A 26,525-nucleotide genomic window follows, 5' to 3' on the forward strand; every position below is an offset into this window, starting at 1 on the left:
CGGGATCAGCCCTGGTGAGTGAGATGTTCGGAGCTGGAAAAGTCAGCCGACGGGTGCAGCGGTGGAGCGGAGTTCGGTGCGCAGACGGGGCTTGTCGATCTTGCCGACGGGGTTCTTCGGGAGCGCGTCGACGAGGTGAATCGCAACGGGCAGTTTGACTTTCGCGACTAGATCACGGAGGTGGTCCAGAAGTTCGGCGGATCCGACGGTTGCGGCCGGGTAGGTCACCACGTACGCGACGGGGACTTCGCCGTACACCTCGTCCGGTGCGCCCACGACGGCAACTTCGAGCACATCGGAATGGGTGGCGAGGGCATTCTCGATTTCCTTCGGATAGATGTTCTCCCCACCGCGAATGATCATGTCCTTGATGCGATCGACGAGGGTGAGGTAGCCATCGACGTCGAGATGCCCGACGTCGCCGGTGTGCAGCCATCCGTCGACGACGGTCCGTTCGGTCTCCTCCGGGCGACCGAAGTAGCCGCGCATGACATTCGGGCCCGAGATCAGCACCTCACCGACGGTTCCGACGGGCAGGTGGTGGCCGTCCTCGTCGACGATGGCGATGCTCTGGCCCGGCAGTGCCGGACCGACGGTTCCCAACTTGCGGACTCCGGTGGGAGGATTGCACGCCGATGCGCAGGTCCCCTCGGTGAGGCCGTATCCCTCGACGAGGGCGAAACCGAATCTCGACTCGGCGCGGTCGAGAAGTTCCTTGGAGATCGGTGCGGCCCCGCACACGCCGAATCGGACGGACGAGAAGTCCGACTCGAGGTCCGGTGGCTGCGCGGCCAGCAACGCGTAGATCGTGGGGACGGCCGAGAAGTAGGTCGGGCGAAGCTCTTTCACGTCCTCGAAGAACCTTGTTGGACTGAACCGTCCGGTGATGCTGACCTGGCCTCCGGCGATCAATGGAGCGAGAACGCTGACGCAGATGGCATTGACGTGGAAGAGCGGCAGAACGAGCAGGCAGTGATCGTCGGCGGTCAGATCGAGATGTGTTGCCATCGCCGACGCCATGTACTGCAGATTGGCGTGGGTCAGCTCGACGCCTTTCGGACGCCCCGTGGATCCGGAGGTGTAGATCAGCAGCGCAAGGTCGTCGGACTCGGGTTCGACCGAGCCGAGGTCTTCGAAAGATGTTGTGGTGGAGCGGATTTCGTCGCACGAGATGTCGTCGACGGTGAGGCAGACGATGCCGTCGACGCGCGGACGGCCGCTGTCGGTGATCGCGATGACCGCACGCGAGTCCGTGATCTGATGATGGGCCTCGGACGGCGTCAAGGTCGGGTTCACCGGAGTTGCGACCGCACCGATACGCCACGCGGCCATGATTGCAATGATCAGTTCGACTCGGTTGGGAAGTATCACGGCAATCACGTCGCCCGTGCGGACCCCGTGTGCAGCCAACTGTGACGCGAAAACATCTACGCGCCCAGCGAATTGGGCGTATGTCAATTCGGAGTGATCGTCGCGAACGCACGGTCGATCTGCTCTTTCGGCCGAAGAACGCCACGGGAAGTACCCGATGACCGTCATGTGTGGATCCCCTCGCTAGTGCTGTGATCCACGACACTAGTGACGGAAGGTGGGTGTCGATAGAGCTCGCGAGGCCAGAGATCGGCTCATCTGTTGTTCTCGGAGCATAAACACGACCGACGTCGATCGCCGGTCGTGTCTCGGCTGTTCGTCTCAGGCCGGCGAGAGCTTCTTCAACCCCAACGACTGGAATCCGACGACGTAGATCAACGTCCACAGCACCAGCCAGTCGATGAATCCCAGTGCGTTCCCGGAGATCCCGGCGGCGACGGTGGGCTCGTGCAGGATGTGCTCTGCGACGACGTAGTAGTAGGCCAGGAACGTGCCGATGGCCAAGGCGAAGGTCAGCACCGCGCGCCCCGCCGCGGGGAAGCGATTGCCGAAGCCGTTGGCCCAGAAAATCATCCAGAAGGCCCAGCAGACTCCGATCTGTGCGGGGAACTGGTTGATCACGGTGCCCAGCTCGGCGGTGGCGTCGGAGCCGACCAAAAGTTTCGCCAGCGGGACCATCAGGAAGTAGATCGCCGTACCGAGTGCGGCATTGCCGACCGTCGCCGCCAGCGCGGTCCGGCCTCCGCCGCCGGCCAGTTTCCAGGGCCAGTTGTCGAGGGTCTGGCCGGTGAGGATCACCGAGACGACGATGGAGTAGAACCAGCCGAGCGCGGTGTCGACGGACATCAGCGGATCGGTGGCCGAGAGCGAGACCGAGGGCAGCCCGAACACGGCATACAGCGCCAGAGTCGGCACGGCGACGAAGGCGATCTCGCACAGCCCGATCAGCGGTTGCTTCATGCGCAGTACGGTCCACGGCCAGTGCTGCCAGTTCAGGACCACCATCACCCAGGTTCCGAAACCGAACAGCACGAACAGCGCGCCGGCGAAATAGCCGAGCCCGCCCTCCCTCGAGCCGGCGAAATCGGGATACAACGCCCCGAGGCCGCTGCCGAGGATCCAGGTGACGGCCACGGCGAACACTGCCGTCGAGGCCAGGATGGTGAGCCCGCGCATCGGTTGCTTCAGTGAGTCGAATCCGGCGAATTCGCAATCGAATCCGATGAACACGATGAACAGAATTGCCCAGAACAGCGCGGCGTTGAAGGGGAGGGGATAGAAGTTCCACGGACTGGTGGTCGGGTCGGCCAGCAGATACCACGTCGCAAGCGACACGGCCGCCACGACGGCGAGGTTGGCGACTCCGAACAAGATCCAGTTGCCCTGTGACCGAGCGATTTTCGGCTTGCTCAGTGGGCGGTCTGCGGTTGCGGTCATGGACTGCTCGTTTCGGTGTGAGCGACAGTGGACGCCGTCACTATGAGCTGAATCACACCGGACCGTCAGGGTTGCGGGAGGTTGCAACGCGGCGGGCGCACTGCAACTCACTGCAACCCTGGCGGTTGTGCTCCGGGTCACATAGACCTGTGTGCATATCCAATCCAGTCAGGAGTGAAAATCGATGCGCGCAGCTGTGTACTACGGACCCAACAAGGTGGAGATCACCGACGTTCCCGAGCCCAGCCCCGGTGAAGGGCAGGTCAAGGTCAAGGTCGGGTTCAACGGAATCTGCGGAACCGACCTGCACGAGTACTACGCAGGCCCCATCTTCATCCCCACCTCTCCGCATCCGCTCACCGGTCAGGAGATGCCACTGGTGCTCGGCCACGAGTTCTCGGGCACGGTCACCGAACTCGGCAAGGGTGTCACCGGTATCGCGGTGGGCGACCGCGTCGCCATCGAGCCGCTCTACCGCTGCGGGCACTGCGGGCCGTGTCGGGCGGGCAACTACAACATCTGCGCGCAGATCGGTTTCCACGGCCTGATGTCCGACGGCGGAATGGCCGAATACACCGTTGTGCCCACCGACATGATTCACGCCTTGCCCGACAACGTCTCGCTCGAACTCGGAGCCCTCGTCGAACCGATGTCGGTCGCCTATCACGCTGCGACACTGGGAGATCCGAAGCCCGAGGACACCGCGATGGTGTTCGGAGCCGGGCCCATCGGCATCGGCCTGTGGTTCGCGCTGCGGGGCAAGGGACTCGACAACGTCTACGTCGTCGAACCGTCGCCGACCCGTCGCGCATCGATCGAAGCGCTCGGCGCGAAGACTCTCGATCCGACGGCCCTCGACATCCCCGCGTACATCGCCGACCTCACCGACGGCAAGGGTGCCGACGCCATCTACGACGCGGCCGGCGTGCAACCTGCCGTCGAGGCCGCGCTCGGCTGCATCGGTGCGCGTAAGCCGCTCGTCAGCGTCGCGATCTACGAAAAGCCCCTGACCACACCGCTGCAGAAGTTGGTGATGAACGAATCCCGCATCCAGGGCTCGCTCTGCTACACCTCCGCCGACTACGAGGCCGTCATCGATCTGATGAGCCAGGGCCACTACGACACGACGGGCTGGGTCGACAAGATCACGCTCGACGGCGTCATCGACGACGGTTTCGAAGCGCTGCACGCCGGTACCAAGATGAAGGTCCTGGTAGACCCATCCACCGGAGCGGCATCATGAGCGCGGTGTTGGTGACCGGAGCGGGCCAGGGCATCGGCCGGGCCATCGCGTTGCGGTTGGCGAACGACGGTCACGACATCGCCCTGGCGGACCTGAACGAGGACAAGATTGCCGGCGTGGCCGACGAGGTGCGTCGAACAGGCTCGAAGGCAACGACATTCGTGGCCGACGTCAGTGATCGTGACCAGGTCTTCGCGGCCGTCGAACACACCCACGAGGCGCTGGGCGGCTTCGGCGTCATCGTCAACAATGCCGGCATCGCCCAGGTGGCACCGCTCGACGACGTCCGACCCGAGGACGTCGCGAAGATCTGGGCCGTCAACGTCGACGGCGTGCTGTGGGGAATCCAGGCTGCCGCAGCCAAATTCAAGGCTCTCGGCCGGAAGGGAAAGATCATCAACGCGTCGTCGATCGCCGGCCACGACGGGTTCGCGATGCTCGGGGTCTACAGCGCAACAAAATTCGCGGTCCGGGCCCTGACTCAGGCGGCGGCCAAGGAGTATGCCGCGGACGGCATCACCGTCAACGCGTACTGCCCCGGGGTTGTCGGCACCGACATGTGGGTCACCATCGACAAGCGGTTCGCCGAGTTGACCGGCGCAGCGGAAGGCGAGACGTACGACAAGTTCGTCGGCGGTATTGCGCTCGGTCGCGCGCAGACCCCGGAGGACGTCGCGGCATTCGTCTCGTATCTGGCCGGACCCGACTCGGACTACATGACGGGCCAGGCACCGTTGATCGACGGTGGTCTGGTCTACCGGTAGCCCCCGTCGATGTTGCTTTGTGAGCTGGAGCACAATTGTCTGTGATGATGCAGTCGACAGGTCCCGAACCTGCGCTGGCGGCCGGTGAAGACCCGCGCCGCTACGCGCAGATTCTCACTGCCGTGTACGACGCGACCATGACCGGTGGCAAGTCGCCCGCGCGTCCCCGCGAGGTCATCGGGGACTCGTGGCGTCGGCTGCAGACCCTCGGCATCGACCCGGAACTGGGCAACCCCGCCGAGACGCAGATGGATGTCTCCGATCTCGAACTGAGCCGTCGGGAGTCGGGATTGTTCGACATCCTCGACGATCTGGCCCGCGGCCTGGAATCGGTGGTACAGGACGGCGACAACATCCTCGTCGTCGCCGACCGACACGGCCGAGTGCTGTGGCGCAGCGGGTCGACGGCGGTACTCGACCGCGCCGACGACCTCGGATTCGTCGAGGGCGCCAACTGGGCCGAGGATTCGGTGGGCACCAATGCCATCGGAACGGCCCTGGTCTCACGCCGCGCGGTGCAGATCTTCTCGGCCGAACACTATGTGCGCAGCCATCATTCGTGGACGTGTGCCGGCGCGCCCATCCGTGATCCGCGAACCGGACAGGTACTGGGAGCCATCGACGTCAGCGGACCGGCCAAGACGGTGCATCCCACCACCATCGCACTGGTCGACGCCGTCGCACGGTTGGCCGAATCGCAACTGCGCGAGATTCATCGGAGCACACTCGATCGCCTGCGTTCGGTGGCCGCACCGATGCTCGCGCGCCTGCAGTCCCCGGCCCTGGCCGTCGACGCGAACGGGTGGGTCGCGGCCGTCGAATCGGTGGCGCTGCGCAATCGCATCCTGCTGCCCGAGGATCTCGCGACGGGACGCTTCTGGCTGCCGACCCTCGGTGTGTGCGACTTCGAACCCCTGCCCGGTGGCTGGCTCGTCCGACCCGCAGGCCCAGCGGACTCGTCGGTCGCGGACTCGGGCAACACGACGAGAATTCGCATCGACCTGCGCAATTCGCAGAAGCCTCGCATCGAAGTGCGCAGTGAGGTGGGGGAGTGGACACACGAGCCGACGCCCCGGCACGCCGAGATCCTGTACTTGCTCGCCACCCACCGCCAAGGACGGACCGCCGCGCAGATGGCGACCGATCTCTTCGGCGACGACGGCCGCGCGATCACCGTGCGGGCCGAGATGTCGCGGCTGCGCAAGCACCTTGCAGGCATCATCTCCACCCAGCCGTATCGGTTGGACGAAGCGGCGACCGTGGAGGTGATCACGCCGTCGGACATGAGTCGGTTGCTACCGCATTCGTCGGCCCCTGCGATCCGGGCGGCACGGGGCTGAGCCGTAGCGCAGAATCGGGGAATGAAGCGCCTCGCCCGAATTCTCGACGCCTCGGATCCGGGGCAGGTACGGCTGCGCAGCGCGTCGGCGACGACGCTGACGGTGCTGTTGGCGATGGTGACGCTGGTGCTCACCACGCGCGCCATCGGTCAACCCGTGACGGTGGCGATGCTCGGAACCGTCGTGGCGATGCAGGCGTCGGCAGCAGTGAAGGACAAGGACCAGCGCAGTCGGCTGATCACCACCGCGCTGATGGCGCTGCCCGCATCGGCGGCGGTGGCGTTGGCGGCGTTGCTCTCCGAGCTCGGCAAGGTGGCCGACGTCGGATTCATCGTGGTGCTGTTCGCGGCGGTGTGGGTGCGCCGGTTCGGCCCTCGCGGTACGGCGCTGGGGATGGTGTCGTTCATTTCGTACTTCTTCGCGCTGTTCCTGCGAGCGACCCCGGGGCAGCTACCGATGTTGATCGCAGCCATCCTCGGCGGCTTGGTGATCGCCCTGTTCGTGCGAGCCGTCGTCTTCCCGGACCGGCCGGTCGTGGAGGTGCGCCGACTGCTGTTCGCGATGCGCGCGGTATCGGCCTCGGTGCTCGAGGCTGCGTCGGCAGGGGAGAGCCGCGACCTGAACCTGGTGCGCCGCAGGCTCGATCGGCTCGGCAACACCGCGTTGATGATCGACGACTGGCTGGACCGACACGATGCCGGGCAGCTGCTCAGCGTCACCAGTGCCGATCTGTCACTGCGAGTGTTCGACGCCCAGATCGCGACCGAGCAACTCGTCAGCTCACTGTGGGCTCTCGATCCCGCCAAGCCGTGGCCGACGGCCCTGGGACAGGCGACCACCGCGCTCGGATCGTGTCTGCAGAACACACCGTCCTCGGAACAGTTGCGGGCGGCTCGCCGATTGGCGGCGGCAGCAGCCGAGCGAGCCGACCCGTCCACCCCCGCCGGCATCGCGACGGTTTCTGCGCAGCGAGCCGTGCAGGCGCACATCGCGATTCATCACATCACCACCAATGCGGTTGCCGTCGATGCGGGTCCTCGAGTCGTCACCGAACCTGCGACGAAGGACGAGCCCAGCGGACTGAACCCCAGCACCAAGGCCGCGATCCAGGTGGCCGTCGCCACCAGTGCCGCAACGGTGCTGGGTGAACTCGTCTCTCCCGACCGCTGGTACTGGGCGGTGCTGACGGCCTTCCTGGTGTTCACGGGGGCGTCGACGCGGGGTGAAATCCTCACGCGGGCAGGTCAACGCGTTCTCGGAACGATTGCAGGAGTGCTCGCCGGGGTGGTGATCGCCGCTCTGGTGGGCGACGATCAACCCCTGCAGCTGGTGTTGATCGTCGTCTGCGTGTTCTTCGCGTTCTACCTGGTGACGGTCGCCTATGCGCTGCTGTCGTTCTTCGTGACCATCCTGCTCGCAATGCTCTACGGACTGCTGGGCACGTTCAGCATCGAGGTGCTCGAGCTTCGGATCATCGAGACCGCCGTCGGTGGTGCCGTCGGAATGGCGTCGGCCTACTTCATCTTCTCGACGAGTACCCGAAAGACACTGGTGGGCAACGTCGACACGTACCTCGAACAGCTGGATGCGTTGATCGAATCGAGCGTGGAATCGGTTCTCGCGCCGGGTGGTGCAACCGACCTGGTGGCGTCGACGCGGACGCTCGACAATGCGCTGAAAGATGTTCTGACGTCCGGAAAGCCACTCGTGCTCGGGCCGACCACCCGCAGTAGACGTGGTGCCAAGCGACTGTTGCGGGTGCTGGCCGTCAGCAGTCGATCGGCGCATGCACTGGCCCGTGCCGGGGTGCTCGCCTCCCGCGCCGATACGCAGACGGCTCCGTTGGACGAGACGGCCCAGGCTCTGCGCGACGCTGCGGCTCTGGTGCGCGACACCGTGCGCCAGGTGGAGGCAGTTGTCGCCGGGGAGCACGTCGACCCGCCCGAGAAGATCACCGAGACAACGGTATTGGATGTGCTGCTCACCTCCACCAACGCGCCCGGTCCGCTGCGGGGTGCGGTGCGGGCACTGAACACGATGAACCGAACACTGGCCGATGTGTTGACTCGGGCTTGACCTTCACACCGTGACAAGGTCTTGGCTGACCGTCATGAACTCGATGAATCTCGTAGGTGGGGCACTTCAGCACAGCAATCCGTCGGTCCGGCTGCGGGCCGCGCTCGACATCGGGACTTCGCCCGACCCACGGCATCTCGACGCACTCCTGCAGCGGTGCGCCCTCGAACCGGATTTTCAGGTGCGCGAGATGTTGACGTGGGCGTTGATCCGACTGCCCGCGTCACTGACGGTTCCGCGTCTGATCGATCAGGTGCGATCCGGCGGGGCACAGGCTCGCAGCCAGGCGTTGCACACGTTGTCCAAGATCCAGGACCCGTCGGCGTGGTCGGCGATCACCTCTTCCGTGCTTGCTGATCCGGACGACGAGGTGGCCCGCAGTGCATGGCGGGCGGCGGTGGTCCTGGTGCCGCCGGGAAGTGAACCAGCATTGGCGAGGATGCTGGCCATTCGACTCGGCCGAGGTGGGCACGACGTTCAGCGAAGCCTCAGCCGTGCGCTCGTTGCGCTCGGATCGGTGATCGAACCGATGCTGCGGGAGGCCGCGTCGAGCAAGGATGTTGCCGTTCGTGTTCACGCGCGAGCGACCGAGGCGCTGCTGCTGGACCCGGATGCCGGGTTCGCAGTCTTCGAGGCCAAACGTGTCGATGCCCTTGGCGTAGTCGACTCGGCGGGGTGAGATAGAACGATGCTGATCGGTGAGGTGGCGCGGCGGTCGGGCGTCAGTGCCCGCATGCTCCGGCACTACGACCGGCTCGGTCTGGTGCAGCCGACGTCTCGCAGCGGCACCGGCTACCGCGAGTACTCCCCGGAGGATGTGCGACGCCTCTTCCACGTCGAGTCTCTGCGTTCGCTCGGGTTGTCGCTGCACGACGTCGGTCGCGCGCTCGACGACCCGAGTTTCGCGGCCTCGGGACTCGTCGACGAGCTCGCTGCCCAGGCCGAGGAACGCATCGCTCGGGATACCGAGTTGCTCACGCGGTTGCGGCGAATCGGCGACCCGCGGCCGCAGGACTGGGAGGACGTACTCGGCACCGTGGCGATGCTGAATGACCTCGGGTCGGTCAGTGCTGGGAAGCGGCAGACGGCGGCGCTGGCATCCGTCGGAGATCGACCCGTTCCCGCGGACGCTCTGGCCGAGGCGGTGCTGCGTGAGCCCGCACCGAATGTGGCCGGTGCGCTGCGGTGGGCTCTCGCTCAGTCGGGTGGTGACGCGATAGGGCCGCTGCGGGAAGGGCTGAACTCACCGGACCCCGAAGTTCGACGCCGCGCCGTGGACACCGTCGTCGAGATCTCTCACCCCGATTCCACCGTCGTGCTGCGGGAAGCGCTCTCTCACGACGACGATCAGGTCAGGCGGGTCGCTGCGCTGGAATTGGCGACTCGGGGCATCGCCGACGCCATCCCGACGCTGATCGAGATGGTCCACGACGGAACGAACGATGTGGACGCCGCCGATGCCCTTGGCGCGCTGGGATCCGCTGACTCGATCGTGGCGGCATTGATGGACGGCACCGACGACTCTGTGGTGCGACAGCGAGTGACGCAGGCGTTGGCGAGCATTCCTGGTCCGGCAGCAGTGCACGCGCTGCAGCAGTTGAGCCAGGATTCGGAACGATCGATTGCACTGACTGCCGAATACATCCTCGGCCGGAGGGAATGAGCCCTTTGGGTACCGTCGGAGTCATGAAGGCATTCGGACTCCTCGCGGCATTGATGATCACGTCGACCCTGACTGCCTGCTCCACCGCAACCACCCCGGCCGCGCCCACCGAACCGGTCGCCGAGAACCAGGTCACCGTCGCGGATCGGATGTACTCGCCGACAACGCTGACGATCTCCGTGGGAGACACCGTCACCTGGGTGTTCGCCGACCGCGGCATGGCCCACAACGTCGTCGCCGACGACAACTCGTTTCGCAGTCAACTGATGGAGACCGGGCAGTTCACGCATACCTTCGGCACCGCGGGCACCTTCACCTACCACTGCACCCCGCATCCGGACATGACGGCATCTATCGTCGTCGAGCCCTGAAACTCCTAGGCTCAGGGGCATGACGGCACCGACCCGAGGACGCAGCATCGCCGCGCCCCTCGGCGTCGCCGCTGCCGCTGTCGGTGGGGCAGTACTGCTGCACGTCCGCGACCCGCGAACCTCGACGTATCTACCTTGCCCGCTCCACGCGCTGACCGGACTGTGGTGCCCCGGATGCGGCACGACCCGGGCTCTCGGCGACCTCACCCGCGGAGACATCGCCGCGGCCGCGTCGAGCAATGTCGTTGCGGTCGTCCTTGCCGTCGGCGCTGTGGCGGTGTGGGCACTGTGGCTGCGGGCTCGCTGGGCCGGACGCCCGCTGGTGCTCCCGCGACTCGACCGCTCGACGGTGGTTGTCCTGCTCGTTGTTCTGACCTTCTTCACCGTGGTGCGCAACACCCCGTGGGGCACCGCGATCGCCCCGACCTGAAACCGTAGGAGTTGGACATGCTGCTGGAAATCTTCTCGATCATCGTGCTGCTGGGCGTGCTCATCGCGCTCATCCCCACGGCCCGCCGCGTCTTCAAGAAGGGTGACGACGAATGAGCGACACACTGAAGGATCGCGTCCGCGCGAAACTCCTCGCACAACTCGCCGACGACGGAGGCACGGCCGCCGAACAAGCGGAGGGCGACGACCCGCGCCTGAACGCACTGCGCGACGACCTCGAAGCACTGGAGTCGGCGCAGGAAGGCGATCCGGTGATCGACGACATCGCCGCGAGGCACTGGGTGCCCTGACCGCCCTGCCCCTGGGGAGTCAATGTGACGTTCGGTGGCCTTTTCGGTAGTCAATGTCACGTTGAGTGGACTTTTGTGGGTCCGAAATTGGTGCACAGTTGAGGTGCATCTAGTATCTATGTTGTGTCCGAGACGAGATCAGCCGCCGATACGGCGTATGCGACTGTCAAAGAGCTCATCGTCTCGGGAGAACTTCCCGGCGGTGAGCTGGTCAGCGAGGGTGAGATCGCGACCCGGCTCGAGATCAGTCGCACGCCCGTACGCGAGGCGTTTCTGCGTCTGCAGGTAGAGGGGTGGATGCGCCTCTATCCCAAGCGCGGGGCACTGGTGGTGCCGATCGCGGTGGGTGAGGCGGAGAGTGTCGTCGATGCGCGTCGCCTCGTCGAGGCAGGAAGTGTTCGCGCATTCGTCGGCGACGTCACTGCCCGGGGATCTGTGGTGAACGCGCTGCGCGAGAACCTGCAGTTGCAGGAGAAGCTGGCGGTCGACGGCACCGCCGCACAGTTCAGCGCCGCCGACGCCGACTTTCACCGCATCGTCGTTCGAGCAGGCGGCAACCCCTTGCTCGACGCGTTCTACGACGGACTTCGCGAGCGTCAGCGCCGGATGACCGCAGCTTCGTTGACGCGTGATCCGGGCCAGATCTCCCGCATCGTCGACGACCATCGCCGACTCACCGACCTGATCGAGGCCGGCGACGCAGACGGATTCGAGCGGACCGTCGAACAACACATGCTCGGGGTGCACGGCCTACGACCGGACAGAGGGGGAGCACGATGAGTGAAACACTCACGAACGATCGCGACATCGAGCTGACTGCACGACGCTGGCTGCTGGTGGCGTCGGGCATGTTCGCCGTCGCCTGGGGCGGCAACGAGTTCACGCCGTTGTTGGTGATGTACCGGCTCGATCACGGCTTCTCGGCCGTGGTGGTCGATACGTTCCTGTTCGCCTACGTCCTGGGCATCATTCCGGCGATGCTGATCTGCGGGCCGCTCTCGGATCGACTCGGCCGACGCCCGATCATGTTGCCCGCCCCCGCAATTGCTGCAGCCGGGTCCATTCTGATCGCACTCGGACCCGACAACGCCTACATGCTCTTCGGTGGCCGTGTGCTCAGCGGCATCGCGCTCGGAATCGGTATGGCCGTGGGCGGTAGCTGGGTCAAGGAACTCTCCAGCCGTGATGCCACTGCCAAACCGGGTGCCGGAGCGCGTCGTGCCGCGATGTCGCTGACGGCGGGCTTCGCCCTCGGCGCCGGAGTTGCCGGCGTGCTTGCGCAGTGGGCACCGTGGCCGACGCACCTCGCCTACAGCGTGCACGTGCTGATCTGCATCGCCGCCGGTGTCGGCATGCTCTCCGTGCCCGAAACACGGACGGCCACAGCCGCATCCAAGAACAAGCGTCTGCTCGACGACCTGAGGATTCCGTCCGCATCGCATCGACGGTTCCTCTTCGTCGTGCTGCCGTTGGCCCCGTGGGTCTTCGGTGCCGCCAGCGTCGCCTATGCGGTGTTGCCGTCGCTGATGGCCGACGCGTTGGCCGACGAGCCCGGCGGCGGCTATCCCGTTGCCCTGTCCGCCGCAATGGCGGTGATCGCCCTCGGCTCCGGATTCGCGATCCAGGCCGTCGGGCGTCGAATCGACACACCCGCCAACGCGCGCGGCGCCCTGGTTGCGCTGACTCTGCTGGTGGTCGGCATGGCTGTCGCGGCGTGGGCGGCGTCGGTGTTGACCATCGCCGCAGCGTTGATCGCCGCGGCAGTGCTGGGGTGTGGCTACGGCATGGCGTTGGTCTCGGGACTGCAAGAGGTGCAACGCATTGCGGGCCCCGACGACCTCGCCGGCCTCACCGCGGTGTTCTATTCGCTGACGTACCTCGGCTTCGCGGTGCCTGCCGTGCTGTCGGCGCTGACCGAGACCTGGCCCGGCGTGGTCACGTATCCGATCATCTTCGGGTTCGGCGCGGTGATGGCCGGCATCTGCGGACTGGTGGTTCGGGCGAAAACGTCGGCTCACTTGCCGAGCGCGTAGGGGCGGTTCGGCTCTAGGATCAGCGGCATCATGCTGCAGTCCTCGCGCACTGCCCCGCCGCATCGGGTGCCTCCGACGGTGGCGTTCGCGGGTGCCGCCGTATGGAACCGGCGCGAGGCATACTGGTTCCTGATCGCAGTGATCGTGCCGGCGGCCTGCTGGTCGAGGTATCCCGCGCTGGTGCCGTACGTGTTCGCGATCGTTCTGCTCGGAGCCCTGGGGTTTCGCTGCAGACGGATTGCCCAATGGGTGTCGATGCTGCGTTGGGGCGTGATCGCCGACGTCGAGACCGTGGACACGGCGCTGCGCGGCGACCGCAACCTTCGCCTCGCGCACGCCACCGGCTGGAACGTCCAACGGCGTTGGTACACAGGAGTTGTCACCGAATCTGCGGTGCGGTATCGGGCCGGGGAGGCGCGCGGTCACCTGTTCGTTCGGGGACTGCCGTTCACCACCGGGGTGGTGCTCGCGCACTCGAAGCAGCCGTCGTCTGCCATGGCCATCAGCGACTTTCCCTGCGATCTGCGACTGGACGGCAAAGGACGCTGGGCGGCATCGTTCCCGCGGGGGTTCTGGGTTCAAGCATTGGCAACGACGGCGATGTACGGCTACGCGATTGCTGGGTTGACGGTGTCCCTCGGGTATCGCTGACGCAGCCGACGCGGTGGGTACCGTGGAGCGGGCACATCCCTCCTACGACGGGAGCGAGCGTGAAATACAACTACTCCGGACCCTGGCCCATCTTCGCCGTGCTGGGTGTCGTCGTGTTCTGGGTGCTGTTTCAGGTCGTGGCACTCGATGCGAGTGTCGGCCGCGCAATCGCGTCGCCGATCAATCTTTTCGCGTTGATGTAGGCGGGCTTCTTGACCATCGGCTCCCCGGACTTGGATCTATGCCTCCGATTGCAGGCCGATATCCGAAACTGGGGAGCCGATCTGCCGCCGAGACCTACGGCAACGACGGCAACTGCTTGTCGATCAACCATGCGTCCCACAGAGTTCGGGGGCAACCGAAGCGGGAGGCGAGGTCGGTGAAGTCCGCGGTCGCCACCGTCGAGTAGCGGTATTTGGAGGTCCATTCCTGGATCAGGCCGAAGAAGCGCTCGTCGCCGATGGTGCGTCGTAGTGCGTGCAGTGCCAGTGCACCGCGTTTGTAGACGCGGTCGTCGAAGATGCGTGCAGGCCCGGGATCGGTGAGCTGCATGTCCATGGCCAATCCGCGCTGAATGGTGTGCGCGCGCTTGGCCTTGTCGTGAGCCGTTGCGCCGCCGGAGTTCTCGGCCCAGATCCATTCGGAATAGCAGGCGAATCCCTCGTGCAGCCAGATGTCGGCCCACTTGCCGAGGGTCAGGGAATTGCCGAACCACTGGTGCGCCAACTCGTGCGCCACCAGACGCTCGTAGTACCGGGAACCGGAACAGTGATTGGCACCGAAGATCGACAGCCCCTGCGCCTCGATCGGAATCTCCAGATCGTCGTCGGTCACCACCACGGTGTACGACGCGAAAGGGTAAGGGCCGTAGAGCCGTACGAAAGTGTCCATCATCTGCGGCTGTCGACCGAAGTCGTGATCGAACTGCGTTCGCAGGCGCGGCGGAGTGATGGCCTTCATCGGCACCGGCCCCGGGCTGACGATGCGATGCTCGTACGGACCGATCTGGATGGTCGCGAGGTAGCTGGCCATCGGCTCGGGCTGCTCGTACACCCACGTGGTGCGGCTGGCGCGAGTCTGCTTGCGCACCAACGTTCCGTTGGCCACCGCGTAGTACGGGGAATCGGTGGTGATGGTGATGCCGTAGCTGGCCTTGGACACCGGATGGTCGTCGCACGGGAACCACGACGCAGCGCCGTTGGGTTGGCTGGCGACGAGCGAGCCTTCGGTGAGCTCCTCCCAGCCGACCTCACCCCACAAACCGTTGATGGGCTTGGGAGTTCCGCCGTACGCGACCGTCACCACCAGTGCCGCGCCCGACGCGATGGGCTTGGCCGGGGTGATCTTCAGCTTGCCGCGCTGGTGGCTGAACTTCACCGAGCGTGAGCCGTTGACCGACACCTTCGACACGTTCATCGCCGGACCTAGATCGAGCGCGAACTTCGACACCGTTGCGGTCGTGACCGCGGTGACCTTCGCCTTACCCACCAGCCGGTTGCTCTCGACCTTGTACTCGAGGTCGAGTTCGTAGCGCGAGACGCGATAGCCGCGGTTACCGTTCTGCGGGAGATACGTATCGATCGGATTGTCACTGGAGTCGACGTCGAACACCGGTGCCACGAGCCTGTCCGGCACGGTAGATCACCCCTCGTTTCGGTCGTCGCGAATACGCGGAAAGGGATCACCCTTGGCCCACGGCGCGATCGGATTGCCCTGCCAACGAGTATGCGCGGGAACCGTATCGCCGCGCATCACCAGAGAGGCAGGCCCCACCGTCGCACCATCACCTATACCCGATGCAGGCAGCGCGACACAGTGTGGTCCCAGTGTTGCGCCTCTGCCGAGATCGACCGTGTCCATGGACATGATCCGATCATGGAACAGGTGCGTCTGCACAACGCACCCTCGGTTGACCGTCGCACCGTCGGCCAACGTCACCAGATCGGCCTCGGGAAGCCAGTACGTCTCACACCAGACGCCACGGCCGATGTCCGCACCGAGCCACCTCAACCACATGTTCAGCACCGCGGTGCCCTCGGCGGCGCGCGCGAACCAGGGCGCGGCAACGGTCTCGACGAACGTGTCTGCCACCTCGTTGCGCCACACGAACGAACTCCACAGCGGATGATCGGTCTTGCCGATCCGGCCCACCCACAACCACTTCGCCAACGCCGACACCGCCGCGGCCACGAAACCGGCGACGAGCAGGACGACGCCACTGAGCAGTGCCGCCAACCAGTACCCGACGGCGTCGGCGAGCGCGGTGAGCGCGAACAGCACTCCGAGCCCGATGCCGAAGGTCACGACGACGGGGAGCAGTCGACAGGTCTCGACGAACGCCCGGGCGACCTTCAGCTTCCGCGGCGGATCGAACGTGCGCGACGAGTCCGCGCTACCGGCGGCCCGGCGCAGCCGCACCGGCGGACTACCGAGCCACGACGAGCCGGACTTCGCCTTGTCCGGCGTGGCGGACAGAACGGCGACGAGCCCGTTCTTCGGCACGGTTCGTCCCGGCCCGGTCATGCCGGAGTTGCCGAGGAACGCCCGCTTGCCCACCTTGGCGTCGCCCAGATGCATCCAGCCGCCGCCGAGTTCGTAGCTGGCGACCATGGTGTCGTCGGCGAGGAACGCGCCGTCGGCGACGGTGGTGAACTTGGGGATCATCAGCACCGTCGACGCCTCGACGTCCTTGCCGATCTTCGCGCCGAGGAGTCGGAGCCAATGCGGCGTCAGCAGAGATGCGTAGAGCGGGAACAGGAAGGTGCGCGCGGAGTCCATCAGGCGTTCGGTGGCCCACACCTGCCAGCCGATGCGGCTGCGCACCGGGTGGTAGCCGCCGACGAGTCCGATGCTGAGCAACCGCACCGCAACGACGGTGATCACCGCGAACACCGCCAACGACACCAACGTCGCGACGGGCAACATCACCAGACCACGTTCGAAGGCGTCGAGCACGGAGTCCGCGGTGTGAATCCACCAGCCCATCAGCACCAGGCTGACACCGATCGAGAACAGTGCCATGCCGGACAGGAACAGCGATGCGACGCCGTACGCGAACACCCACTTCGTCGCGCGTGGCGGCGTTTCCGCGGGCCACGGATGATCGGCCTTGCCTACCTTCTGAGCAGGCGAACCGGACCACATCTGCCCGGCCTTGACCCGTCCGACGACGGCGGATCCCGCGGTGACGACGGCGTTCTTGCCGACCTTGGTGCCGGGCAAGAGTGTCGAGCGGGCACCGACGGTGGCACCGGCACCGATCTCGACGCCGCCGATGTAGACGAGATCTCCGTCGATCCAATGCCCGGACAGATCCACCTCGGGCTCGATGGAGCAGCCGTCGCCCAGCTCGAGCATGCCGGTGACCGGCGGCATCGTGTGCAGGTCGACGCCCTTGCCGATCTTGGCTCCCAGAGCGCGCGCGTAGTAGACCATCCACGGGGCGCCCGAGAGGTTGGACGCACCGCTGGCATCGGTCAATCGTGTTGCTGCCCACAGTCTTATGTGCATGCTCCCGCCGCGTCGATACGCGCCGGGTTTCAGCCCGGCCAACAGGATGCGAGATCCGATCACCGAGATCGCCATGCGGCCGACCGGAGTGATGAACAGAATGAATGCCACGAGCACCCACCACCACGACAGCGTCGGAGCCCACGGCACGTCGCCGAACCAGGACATGACGTTGAACAGCAGCCCGAGCCAGGTGACCCACTGCAATCCGGTGAGGGTGGTCAACGGAACCGTTGCCGCGATCTGCGCCCATTGCGCGGTGCGTGACGTCGGGGCGACCTCACGAGGAATGGCCTCGACGACAGGCTTCAGATCGTCGAGATACTGCGCCAGCGAACCCAGCCGCGGATGGTCGTAGAGCTGCGCGACGGTGATCTCGGGGAACCGCTCGCGCAACGCGGTCACCAACTGAGCGGCCGAGAGCGAACCGCCGCCGTTGGCGAAGAAATCGGCGTTCTCGTCGGAAACCTGGGCGCCGAGGATGTTGGTCCACAGCTCCGCCACCCACCCCGCCGTCCCGCCGAGCGAGGATGCCCCCGCCATGCCGGGCAGGGGCCACGGCAGGGCATTGCGGTCGACCTTTCCCGAGGTGCGCGTGGGCATCTCGTCCACCAGCGCGAGCCGGGGGACCAGCGCTGCAGGCAACTGCTCGGCCAGCAATTCGCGAGCGGCTTCGAGGTCGAAATCGGGGTTGGTGCTGGCGAGATATCCGACGAGCACCGAGTTGCCGGCCGCCGTCTTGCGGATGGCGGCCGCCGCACCGCCGACGCCCGGAAGTGCTTGCAGCGCATTGTCTATCTCACCGAGCTCGATGCGTCGACCGCCGAGCTTGACCTGATCGTCGGCGCGACCCTGGAACAGCAGACCTTCGAGCTCGAGCTTGACCAGATCGCCGCTGCGATACGCCCGGTCCCACCCGAGGGACGGCATGGGGGCGTACTTCTCGGCGTCCTTGGCCGGGTCGAGATACCGAGCGAGTCCGACACCGCCGATGACCAACTCACCGATTTCGCCGACCTGCACCGGGGTGCCGGAGCCGTCGACCACAGCCAGGTCCCACCCGTCGAGGGGCAATCCGATGCGGACGGGCCCCTTCCCGTCCATGATCGCCGCGCACGCGACGACCGTCGCCTCGGTGGGGCCGTACGTGTTCCAGACCTCACGGCCTTCGACGGCGAGCCGCTCGGCCAGCTCCGGCGGGCAGGCCTCGCCACCGAAGATGAGCAGCCGCACCGCTTCCAGCGCCACCGCGGGCCACAGCGACGCCAGCGTCGGCACCGTCGAGACGACACTGATGTCGCGGGAGACGAGCCACGGACCCAGATCGAAACCGGACCGAACCAACGACCTGGGCGCGGGAACCAGACACGCACCGTGCCGCCACGCGAGCCACATCTCCTCGCACGACGCGTCGAACGCCACCGACAGTCCGGCCAGCACTCGATCGCCCGGACCGAGCGGGTCCTTCTGCAGAAACATGCGGGCCTCGGCGTCGACGAACGCCGCCGCATTGCGATGACTGACCGCAACGCCCTTGGGAGTGCCGGTCGAACCCGAGGTGAAGATGACCCACGCGTCGTCCTCCGGGGTGGGCAGTCCGGCATTGCGTTCGGGGAGGTCGTGCTGAGGAACGTCCTGTTTGGGGGCAGTACCTGCGGCGATGCCGCCCGCAGTGACGATGGCCGTCACCTGTGCTTCGCCGAAGACCAACTCGGCGCGCTCCTCGGGATCGTCCGCATCCACCGGCACGTACGCGGCACCGACCGCAAGGATCGACAAGATCGCGACATAGAGGGAGAAGGAACCCGACGGCATGCGGATGCCGACGCGATCGCCGCGCCTGACGCCGGCATCGGCGAGCCACTTCGCGCCCTCGGCGATGTCGTCCAACAACTCCGAATAGCTGACCGACACGGCACCGTCGTCGATGGCGGGGGCGTCGGGAAAACGATCGGCGGTGTCACGGAGAACGTCGATGAGCGTCCGGGCGGGAGGGGCGAGAGACGAGCGAAGAAACTCCGCCGGTGCAGGCGCGACATCCGCGCTCGAACCCGGCAGATCGTTCTCTTGATGCACAGACAACCGGGCGCCCTTCTCGTTTCTTCTCGACATGACTCTGTGGTGCTGGCGAGCAGCAGCGCCGTTGGTTATCTCACGTTCTGTTTGCCAGCAGGTGAACGAGCGCGCCTTCCCACCGCGGGAATCCTACTGCTGCCCACGGGCGAGTTCCGGCTTGACAAAACCGCAGCGAGTTTGCGAATGTCTTCCCACGGTCACGAGTACCAGCATCAAGCCCCGGCTCGCTGGTCGGCAACCCTCCTCCGCGGTGGGGTGCTCCGGGTGACGACCAGGCTGACGCCGGAAAACCGGCGCGGCAAGCGCGGACTCGTTCACGAACTCCTTTCGGTTGCGGGTCCCTCGAACGTGAGGGCTTGATCTGTCATGACATCTGTACTTTCCCGCCCCTGTGCTCCTTTTGCCCCTGTTTCGGGCACGGATCTACAGGTACCGCTGGTGCAGGGCGGCACCTGCACGTATGCCAATTTCGATTACGCGGCCAGCGCACCGGCTCTGGCGGCGGTGACCGATCGGATCGCGGAACTGCTGCCGTTCTACTCGAGTGTCCATCGCGGTGCCGGCTACGCCTCCCGGGTCTCGACGGCTGCATACGAGAAGGCTCGGGTGACCGTCGCCGATTTTGTTGGTGCGCACAAGGATTCGGTGGTGGTGTTCACGCGGAACACCACCGACTCGCTGAACCTGCTGGCCGCATGCGTGCCGGGCGACACCGTAGTACTCGATATCGAGCACCACGCGAACCTGCTTCCGTGGCGTGACCGAAGAGTGGTGGTTGCTGCGTCGACCCTGGCCGAGACCATCGAGCGTCTCGACGCCGAACTCGCGGCGAAACCTGCTGCGCTGCTGGCGATCACGGGCGCATCGAACGTCACCGGTGAAGTTCTGCCGATTGCGGAACTCGCGGCACTGGCGCACCGGCACGGCGCGCGGATCGCGGTGGACGGTGCTCAGCTGGTTCCGCATCGTCGGGTCGACATCGGCGCACTCGGCGTGGACTACCTCGCGTTCTCGGGACACAAGCTCTACGCCCCGTTCGGCGCGGGAGTGCTTGTGGGCGCACGTGATTGGTTGGATCTCGGTGAGCCACACCTGGCCGGCGGTGGCGCGGTACGCAGCGTGGGCCTCGACCACACCGAGTGGGCTCCGGCACCGCAGCGGCACGAGGCGGGCACACCCAACGTGCTCGGCGTTGCCGCCTTGGCTGCGGCCTGCGAGGCCATTGCCGGATTCGACGATGCCGAGTTGCAGGCGCAAGAGAGGGATCTGTCGTCCCGCTTGCGCGACGGGCTGGCCGCACTGGACGGTGTCGAGCAACTCGAGGTGTGGGCCGATGCACCCGACAGTGTCGGCATCGTCACCTTCACCGTCGCCGGACGCGACCCCGGTGAGGTCGCTGCATACCTCTCCGCCGAACACGGCATCGGTGTGCGCGACGGAAAGTTCTGCGCACACCCACTGCTGAGCAGGCTGGGGCACGCGGCCGGAGCGGTTCGGGCCAGCATCGGACTCGGCAGCTCGTCCGCCGATGTGGACCGACTCGTCGACGCACTCGCCGCCCTGGTCGAGTCGGGACCGAACTGGCACTACGCGGAGGACGCCGGCTGGTGGAACCCCGTACCCGACCCGCGACCCTTCCCCGAGCTGGCCGACGGAGCCGCCGGGGTTGGATCCCCGTGCACCCCTGCAGACAGTTAGCATGGCGTCATGACCGTGAGTGTCGTGTGGACGGGCAACCGCCACTGGTGCAACAGATACGTGGACCTGTGCCGCACTGCGTCCGGTTCGTGTTCGAGTTCGGCTCCGCTCCGACCGAATACCACCGACTGAAGAATCAGGACCACCACTCATGTCGCACAACTTCACCCGCCTCGCCGTCGAGTTCACTGCAGGTTGGACCGAACTGACCGCCGCTCCCGAGACGGACGTAGTCCGAATCCAGGCCTCGGACTTGCGAGAATCCCAGCAACACCGGGCCCGGGTACGGGTCGAGGCAGTCGACCGCGGTGAATCCGCCGACAGCACGGCAGTGTTTCTCGACCTCGAGATCCACATCGCGGTCGATGCCCGGACGGCCCGTCGGGAATTCGCCGCACTGGACGCACCGACCAGCCCGTCCTCGATCCGCTACGTCGGAACACCGGCGGGATTGGCCAGTCTGATCTCCGACGTCACCGCGGCCGATGTGGCCGACGGTGTGACGTTGACAGTGCTCGGCGATGTGGCTCGCCAGTCGGTTCTGATCAACAACGCAGTATTGCCGCTGCTGGAATCCCGCGGCACCCGACTTGACATCGACGTCGTCGACGCGGTCCTCGGCGCTCCGATTGCCCCGACGCTCGCATCCTGATCAGACGGTCAGGTGACGTCGATCGCCAGACCTGCCGTGATGCGCACCAACTCGGTGAACGTGGACCGGAAGATCGTGTTGGTGTGACCGGCGGCCGCCCACACCTCGGCGTACCCGGCCAGATCCTGGTCGACGAACGTGTCCAGGTTGGTGGGGTGGCCGACCGGGGCGATCCCCCCGATCGGCTGCCCGGTGGCATGCTTGGCCGTGTCGAGAGGTGCGCGCGTCAACGTGCCGCCGAGACGCTCACCGGTGTGTTCGAGATGAACGTTGTGGGCACCGGAAACCAGTAGCAACACCGGCTCGTCGCCCAGCAGAAACACCATCGACTTCACGATCGCGCCCACCTCGACGCCCAGTGCCGCAGCAGCATCGGCGGCCGTGTGGGTGCCCTCCGGACTGTTCACCACCACCCCGTGATGACCACGTGAAATCAGAGTGTCGGCCACATGGGCTGCATTCGGATGAAGTAGCCGGGACATGAACCAACCCTATTGCCCCAGCCTTCTTTACGCAGATGTGTCGAGATCACCGAACAGTCTCAATCGCGCCATGCCGCCGTCGGGGAAGATGTCCATGCGCACCTCAGAGACCGGAGTGTCGTGGTCGAGCACGAAACGATGCCGGGTGTCCGGCTGCAGCGTCGTGCGCGGCAACAGTTCGATCCATTCGCCGTCGCCGAGGCGGCCCCGCAGCGATGCCGCACCCGGCGCGTTTCCGAGGAAGCAGGTGGTGTCGAGTTCGGCGAGAGAGATGTGCCCGGTACCGGCGAGCTGCACCTGAACCCAGTCGTTCGCGTCGTTGCGTCGACGCGAGGTCTCCCAGCCCTCACCCATCGACCGCGGGGGACCGGGGAAGAGCAGGTTGTTGGGTGAGCTGTAGAACATGTTGGAGCACGCCGAGACGTACGCGCCGTTCTCGAGGGCAGCCAGGTCGACCGGCCCGGCAGCGAGGAACTTGGGGTCGGGCTTGCCGCGGCCCAGCACCCGCAACCGCGCCACTCCGCCGTCGGGATAGATCGACAGTTTCACGTGCGTCCACCGCGCATCGGAGGCAACGGCGAACCTGTTCTCGCTGTCGCCGTTGACCGGGCTGCGCGGGACGATGGTGGTCCATTCGGTCTGGGCGTGCAGCTCCTCCGGTGACGGAAATCCGTCGACCTCGGCGGCCTCGATCGAAATCTCCGGCGGATAGTTTCCGGTGAACCATGCGGTGTCGACGACGACCGCCGAGACGACCCCGGGCGCTCCGAGACGCACGATCGCCTCGTCGTAGCCGGCCTCGCGTCGGCGTCGCGTCTCCCACCCGTCGTAGATCTGACCCTTGTGCCCGAACGTCGCCGTCGAATAGTCGGCTTTGCCCGGCCTGACCAGATTTTCCTTCTCCGCGAACGTCTCGTCGTTCGCCCACACGACTGCGCCTCCGAGTGTGCGGACGGCGAGATCGGGCAGTGGCAACGGGAAGGTGGAGGTCATGGGATCACACTTTACTGGTCTCGCGTGAGCTCACCGGGTTGTGTGCAGACCGACGCCGCAGGGACGCCGCAACCATCAGCAGCGCGCCGATCACGACGTAGAGCGTCAGGCCCAGTGCAGGCTGCCCCAGTCCCGTGCCCGAGAAGTACACGATGCTGCGCACGCCCTCGGTGCCGATGCCCGGGGTGATCCACCGACCGATCGACGCGTAGAGCGACGGTAGGACATCGGCCCCGAAAGCGCCTCCTGCGCTCGGGTTTCCGAGGATCACGAAGAGGACGATCGCGGCGGGAACCGCGGCGACGCCGATCAGTGCGCGCAGGCCCATGGTGAACAATCCGGTGGCGAAGACCACCGCGGTACCCAGCAGGGTGAGCGGAAACCAGTGGCCGGCAAAGGTTTCCAGGACATGAGTGGTGAGGAAGGCTCCGAGCGCACCCGATGCGGCCGAGTACACCGCGAGAATGCCGACGTGGACGCCGGTTTCGCGGCGCGAGGTCGGTGCGCCGATGAGCAAACCGAAGGCGGCGGCCAGCAGGTATCCGCCGACGACCCAGCCGACCGAGAGGTAGAAGCCGGACAGCCCTCGGTTGTCGTGCACGCCGACCGGAATCTCGTCTCGGACCACGAACTGGCGACCCTGCGCGGCGTCGACCTCGGTGAAGATCGATTCCAGCGCGGTGGCCACGGAACTGCCCGCCGCGCTCGCGGTGATGAGGGTGTCCGTTCCGTCGGCACCGACGACGTAGGCCCCGAGAATGTCTCGATCGCGGAGCAGTGAACGGACCTCCGCGGTATCGGCCGCGGTGCGCGCCTCGAGCGGAGTGCCGTCGATGGCGTCGAGGCGGTCGGCGGTCTGTCGGTCCAGTCCTTCGGGTAGGCCGGCCTCGGTGACCACCGCGATCGGGATCGCGTGCGGAGTCGGCTGATGGAACGCCGAGACGTAGCTGAGGATGAAGCCGAGCTGAAGGACCAGCACCGCGGCGGCGAGCAGTGACATCTTGCGCATGGGTGACTCCTGAATCTTGTCGATACCCGAGGTATTCAATACTCTAGGTATCGTGAATGCCGACGAGCAAGAAAAGTGGGGGTCGACACAGGACCGGCGACGACCCCAACGCACCGACGTACGGGACCGGCTGCTCGCCGCGGCAGCCGACGAATTCACCGAACGTGGCTATGCCGCAGCCAAACTCACCGACATCGCAGACCGGGCCGGCTTCACCAAGGGAGCCGTCTACTCCAACTTCGAGTCCAAGCAAGCGCTCTTCGCCGAACTGCTCGCCCGGCGCTCCCTCGACCTCGCCGCCCGCGTGCTGGCCCATATTTCCGATCTGGACCCCGGCGCGGCAGCCGGAGCCGGCGGTGGAGAGATCGCGTCCTGGGTGGTCGCCGAACCTCGATGGCCGCTGTTGACCGTCGAGTTCGGCATCCTCGCCGGACGCGACCCGGCCGTCGCCGAGCGCTACCGCACCGACCGTCGAGCATTGCGGCTCGAGCTCGAACGCCTCATCGCCGAGCGAGCAGACGACTGGGGCGTCGGCGAGAACTTCGATGCCCGACGCCTCGCGACGTCACTGGCGGCATTGATCTCCGGATTGGCCGTCGAACATTCGGTGGACCCGGAGGAAATCGACGAGGGAGTCATCGCCGACGCGGTGTCGGAATTGTTCGCGGGAGCGATAGCTAGGGCACATCTCGATTGAGGGACACCGCACCGGGTAACCGGGGCAGATGAATGCTCAGAATCCGGATCCCGACGTCACCGCAGGACTCGAAGCGGGAGGCAGCGTCACGCCTGGAGACACCCCGCCCGCCGAAACGGGAATCGGCGGCCCCAACCACGAACCGCCGCAGCGCAGCCGCGTGATGCCGATCGTCATCATCTGCGTGGTGGTGTTGCTGGCGATCCTGATCGCGGGTGGCCTGATCGGTCGCGTCGTCGGTCTGTTCGGCTGACCCCGATTCGGTTGCCGACGGTCAGTACTGCGGCCAGCCGCCCTCTGGCCCCAGCATGCGATCCAGTCGGATGTGGTTGATCTTCGACATCTCGTCGCGCATGATCTTGCGCTCGGTCTGGTCGTCGTTGTCGAGACGATGTCCCAGATCCACCAGGATGTCGCGCGGCTCGAAGCCCTCGGGCTCGAACAACCGACTCGACACGTACGGGTAGCCGAACCGATCGTCGTACGCCCTGGCCGCAGTTCCCAATGCCCCGCGGGTGTCGGAATCCATGGCCGCGCACACCTTGCTCGGCTCCGGCAGTGTCGCGGCGAGCGAATCCACATCGCCGTCCGAGAGTTCGGCGAGTTCGGCGTCGCCTGCCGTGAACAGGTCTGTTCGAGAGCGATACCTGCGGCTGTCCGCCACCCTGGACGCCCACGCCACCGAGCAACAGCACGCGTACAGCGCATGCACCGCCTTGCGGCGCGGCAGATCGTTGAACGTCTCCAGGCCGAGTCCCTGATGCATCAGCATGAGTCGATGATGGGCTCGAATCGGCGTATGTACCAGAGCTGAGCAGGGACTTAGCGCAGACGTTACGCGCCGTAACATGCGGTGCGGGAATGTGCGACGCTGCCGCTAGGCTCGCAGGCATGACGGAACGAACCTGGAAAGCCTTCTCCGTGGAGATCGCGGACCACATCGCGCAAGTGACACTTCTCGGGCCAGGCAAGGCAACGCAATGGGCCCCGACTTCTGGAGCGAGAGCACCGAGCTGTTCGCGCAGCTCGACGCCGATCCCGAGGTTCGGGCAGTGGTGCTCGCCGGCTCCGGCAAGAACTTCACCTACGGACTGGATCTGGCCGCGATGGCCGGAACATTCGGTCCTCTCATGGCAGACCAGGCGCTTGCCGGTCCTCGGACGTCCTTCCACGACACCATCAAGACGATGCAAAAGGCGATCAACGCCGTCGCGGACTGCCGCAAGCCCGTCGTCGCAGCGATCCAAGGCTGGTGCATCGGCGGTGGCGTCGACCTCATCACCGCCGCCGACGTGCGATACGCCAGCGCCGATGCGAAGTTCAGCGTGCGCGAGGTGCGGGTCGCGATCGTCGCCGACATGGGTTCTCTGGCCCGTCTCCCCGCGATCATCGGTGACGGCCACCTGCGTGAGCTCGCGTTGACCGGCAAGGACATCGACGCCGCGCGCGCCGAGAAGATCGGTCTGGTCAACGACGTGTTCGAGGACCACGACGCCGCCCTCGCCGCCGCTCGCGAATGCGCCGCCGCCATCGCTGCCAACCCGCCTCTGGTGGTGCAGGGCATCAAGACGGTCCTGGATCATTCTCGCTCCTCGAGCGTCGACGATTCGCTTCGCTACGTCGCGGCCTGGAACGCCGCCTTCCTCGCCTCGCACGACCTCACCGAGGCGATCACCTCGGTGTTCGAGAAGCGACCGGCGCAGTTCACCGGTAACTGAC

At 66.0% G+C, this 26,525-nt stretch carries 25 protein-coding genes, 1 pseudogene and 1 riboswitch; of the genes and pseudogenes, 18 read left to right on the forward strand and 8 right to left on the reverse strand.

The window, feature by feature from the left end; translation table 11 throughout:
• Nucleotides 1–42: 42 nt before the first annotated feature.
• Together CH295_RS12950 and CH295_RS12955 are read right to left on the reverse strand one after the other, a co-directional pair.
• A complete protein-coding gene (locus tag CH295_RS12950) occupies nt 43–1,539 on the reverse strand; it encodes a class I adenylate-forming enzyme family protein (protein WP_094740927.1) in 1,497 nt (498 codons plus the stop codon).
• Nucleotides 1,540–1,692: 153 nt separating this feature from the next.
• A complete protein-coding gene (locus CH295_RS12955; protein WP_094740928.1) occupies nt 1,693–2,808 on the reverse strand; it encodes a hypothetical protein in 1,116 nt (371 codons plus the stop codon).
• Nucleotides 2,809–2,992: 184 nt separating this feature from the next.
• On the opposite strand from CH295_RS12955, the gene CH295_RS12960 reads away from it, so the two are divergent.
• From CH295_RS12960 to CH295_RS27775, 13 genes are all read left to right on the forward strand, one after another.
• Complete coding sequence (locus tag CH295_RS12960) at nt 2,993–4,051, forward strand: 2,3-butanediol dehydrogenase (RefSeq protein ID WP_094740929.1); 1,059 nt, start codon at nt 2,993–2,995, stop codon at nt 4,049–4,051.
• Nucleotides 4,048–4,815: an acetoin reductase gene (locus CH295_RS12965; RefSeq protein WP_094740930.1), complete on the forward strand. Its 768-nt coding sequence runs from the start codon at nt 4,048–4,050 to the stop codon at nt 4,813–4,815. The genes CH295_RS12960 and CH295_RS12965 overlap by 4 nt, the downstream gene beginning before the upstream one ends.
• 44 nt (nt 4,816–4,859) lie before the next feature.
• Entirely contained in the window at nt 4,860–6,155 is a 1,296-nt protein-coding gene (locus CH295_RS12970) for a GAF domain-containing protein (RefSeq protein WP_094740931.1), read from the forward strand.
• Between the two features lie 21 nt (nt 6,156–6,176).
• Nucleotides 6,177–8,231 (forward strand): FUSC family protein, encoded by a 2,055-nt coding sequence (locus CH295_RS12975; protein ID WP_094740932.1) that lies wholly within the window; start codon nt 6,177–6,179, stop codon nt 8,229–8,231.
• Between the two features lie 34 nt (nt 8,232–8,265).
• Nucleotides 8,266–8,910 (forward strand): HEAT repeat domain-containing protein, encoded by a 645-nt coding sequence (locus CH295_RS12980; RefSeq protein ID WP_094740933.1) that lies wholly within the window; start codon nt 8,266–8,268, stop codon nt 8,908–8,910.
• 9 nt (nt 8,911–8,919) lie between these two features.
• Nucleotides 8,920–9,894 (forward strand): HEAT repeat domain-containing protein, encoded by a 975-nt coding sequence (locus CH295_RS12985; RefSeq protein WP_094740934.1) that lies wholly within the window; start codon nt 8,920–8,922, stop codon nt 9,892–9,894.
• Nucleotides 9,895–9,917: 23 nt separating this feature from the next.
• Nucleotides 9,918–10,265, forward strand: a complete 348-nt coding sequence (locus CH295_RS12990; RefSeq protein WP_252342024.1) for a cupredoxin domain-containing protein — start codon at nt 9,918–9,920, stop codon at nt 10,263–10,265.
• A gap of 19 nt (nt 10,266–10,284) precedes the next feature.
• Nucleotides 10,285–10,695 (forward strand): DUF2752 domain-containing protein, encoded by a 411-nt coding sequence (locus tag CH295_RS12995; RefSeq protein WP_094740935.1) that lies wholly within the window; start codon nt 10,285–10,287, stop codon nt 10,693–10,695.
• A 112-nt stretch (nt 10,696–10,807) separates the two neighbouring features.
• Nucleotides 10,808–11,005 (forward strand): hypothetical protein, encoded by a 198-nt coding sequence (locus CH295_RS13000; protein ID WP_068053595.1) that lies wholly within the window; start codon nt 10,808–10,810, stop codon nt 11,003–11,005.
• Between the two features lie 123 nt (nt 11,006–11,128).
• Nucleotides 11,129–11,785 (forward strand): GntR family transcriptional regulator, encoded by a 657-nt coding sequence (locus CH295_RS13005; protein WP_037194985.1) that lies wholly within the window; start codon nt 11,129–11,131, stop codon nt 11,783–11,785.
• Nucleotides 11,782–13,038 (forward strand): MFS transporter, encoded by a 1,257-nt coding sequence (locus tag CH295_RS13010; protein WP_094740936.1) that lies wholly within the window; start codon nt 11,782–11,784, stop codon nt 13,036–13,038. The genes CH295_RS13005 and CH295_RS13010 overlap by 4 nt, the downstream gene beginning before the upstream one ends.
• A gap of 30 nt (nt 13,039–13,068) precedes the next feature.
• Nucleotides 13,069–13,689 carry a hypothetical protein gene (locus tag CH295_RS13015; protein WP_094740937.1) on the forward strand — a complete coding sequence of 207 codons (621 nt, stop codon included), beginning with the start codon at nt 13,069–13,071 and terminating at the stop codon, nt 13,687–13,689.
• A gap of 59 nt (nt 13,690–13,748) precedes the next feature.
• Nucleotides 13,749–13,892, forward strand: coding sequence for a hypothetical protein (locus tag CH295_RS27775; protein ID WP_170945881.1), 144 nt, complete (start codon nt 13,749–13,751; stop codon nt 13,890–13,892).
• A 94-nt stretch (nt 13,893–13,986) separates the two neighbouring features.
• Here the strand turns inward: CH295_RS27775 and CH295_RS13020 are convergent, their stop codons facing one another.
• Nucleotides 13,987–15,324, reverse strand: a complete 1,338-nt coding sequence (locus CH295_RS13020) for a M1 family metallopeptidase (RefSeq protein WP_094740938.1) — start codon at nt 15,322–15,324, stop codon at nt 13,987–13,989.
• Nucleotides 15,325–15,330: 6 nt separating this feature from the next.
• Nucleotides 15,331–19,311 carry a Pls/PosA family non-ribosomal peptide synthetase gene (locus CH295_RS13025; protein ID WP_252342025.1) on the reverse strand — a complete coding sequence of 1,327 codons (3,981 nt, stop codon included), beginning with the start codon at nt 19,309–19,311 and terminating at the stop codon, nt 15,331–15,333.
• Between the two features lie 159 nt (nt 19,312–19,470).
• Nucleotides 19,471–19,586, forward strand: a riboswitch (SAM riboswitch).
• A 55-nt stretch (nt 19,587–19,641) separates the two neighbouring features.
• Here CH295_RS13025 and CH295_RS13030 point away from each other — a divergent pair.
• Nucleotides 19,642–20,973, forward strand: a complete 1,332-nt coding sequence (locus CH295_RS13030; RefSeq protein ID WP_094740939.1) for an aminotransferase class V-fold PLP-dependent enzyme — start codon at nt 19,642–19,644, stop codon at nt 20,971–20,973.
• 151 nt (nt 20,974–21,124) lie between these two features.
• On the forward strand, nt 21,125–21,625 hold the full coding sequence (locus CH295_RS13035) for a hypothetical protein (RefSeq protein ID WP_094740940.1): 501 nt from the start codon (nt 21,125–21,127) through the stop codon (nt 21,623–21,625).
• 8 nt (nt 21,626–21,633) lie between these two features.
• Here CH295_RS13035 and CH295_RS13040 read toward each other — a convergent pair whose 3' ends face one another.
• The 3 genes from CH295_RS13040 to CH295_RS13050 are packed head-to-tail and all read right to left on the reverse strand — an operon-like array spanning nt 21,634 to nt 24,109.
• Nucleotides 21,634–22,107: a YbaK/EbsC family protein gene (locus CH295_RS13040; RefSeq protein ID WP_037194994.1), complete on the reverse strand. Its 474-nt coding sequence runs from the start codon at nt 22,105–22,107 to the stop codon at nt 21,634–21,636.
• Nucleotides 22,108–22,134: 27 nt separating this feature from the next.
• Entirely contained in the window at nt 22,135–23,100 is a 966-nt protein-coding gene (gene alc / locus CH295_RS13045) for an allantoicase (RefSeq protein ID WP_094632473.1), read from the reverse strand.
• A gap of 4 nt (nt 23,101–23,104) precedes the next feature.
• Entirely contained in the window at nt 23,105–24,109 is a 1,005-nt protein-coding gene (locus CH295_RS13050; RefSeq protein ID WP_094632475.1) for an ABC transporter permease, read from the reverse strand.
• Nucleotides 24,110–24,161: 52 nt separating this feature from the next.
• Here CH295_RS13050 and CH295_RS13055 point away from each other — a divergent pair, with 52 nt between their 5' ends.
• Both CH295_RS13055 and CH295_RS13060 read left to right on the forward strand, forming a co-directional pair.
• Entirely contained in the window at nt 24,162–24,806 is a 645-nt protein-coding gene (locus CH295_RS13055) for a TetR/AcrR family transcriptional regulator (protein ID WP_230596467.1), read from the forward strand.
• 28 nt (nt 24,807–24,834) lie between these two features.
• A complete protein-coding gene (locus tag CH295_RS13060) occupies nt 24,835–25,059 on the forward strand; it encodes a DUF6480 family protein (protein ID WP_037194997.1) in 225 nt (74 codons plus the stop codon).
• Between the two features lie 21 nt (nt 25,060–25,080).
• Here the strand turns inward: CH295_RS13060 and CH295_RS13065 are convergent, their stop codons facing one another.
• Nucleotides 25,081–25,578, reverse strand: a complete 498-nt coding sequence (locus CH295_RS13065; protein WP_094740941.1) for a 2-oxo-4-hydroxy-4-carboxy-5-ureidoimidazoline decarboxylase — start codon at nt 25,576–25,578, stop codon at nt 25,081–25,083.
• Between the two features lie 119 nt (nt 25,579–25,697).
• Here CH295_RS13065 and CH295_RS13070 point away from each other — a divergent pair.
• A pseudogene (locus CH295_RS13070) lies at nt 25,698–26,524 on the forward strand (crotonase/enoyl-CoA hydratase family protein).
• The last annotated feature ends 1 nt before the right edge of the window (nt 26,525 follow it).

The organism is Rhodococcus sp. 14-2483-1-2 (assembly GCF_002259405.1).
In the GTDB taxonomy this organism is placed as follows: domain Bacteria; phylum Actinomycetota; class Actinomycetes; order Mycobacteriales; family Mycobacteriaceae; genus Rhodococcoides.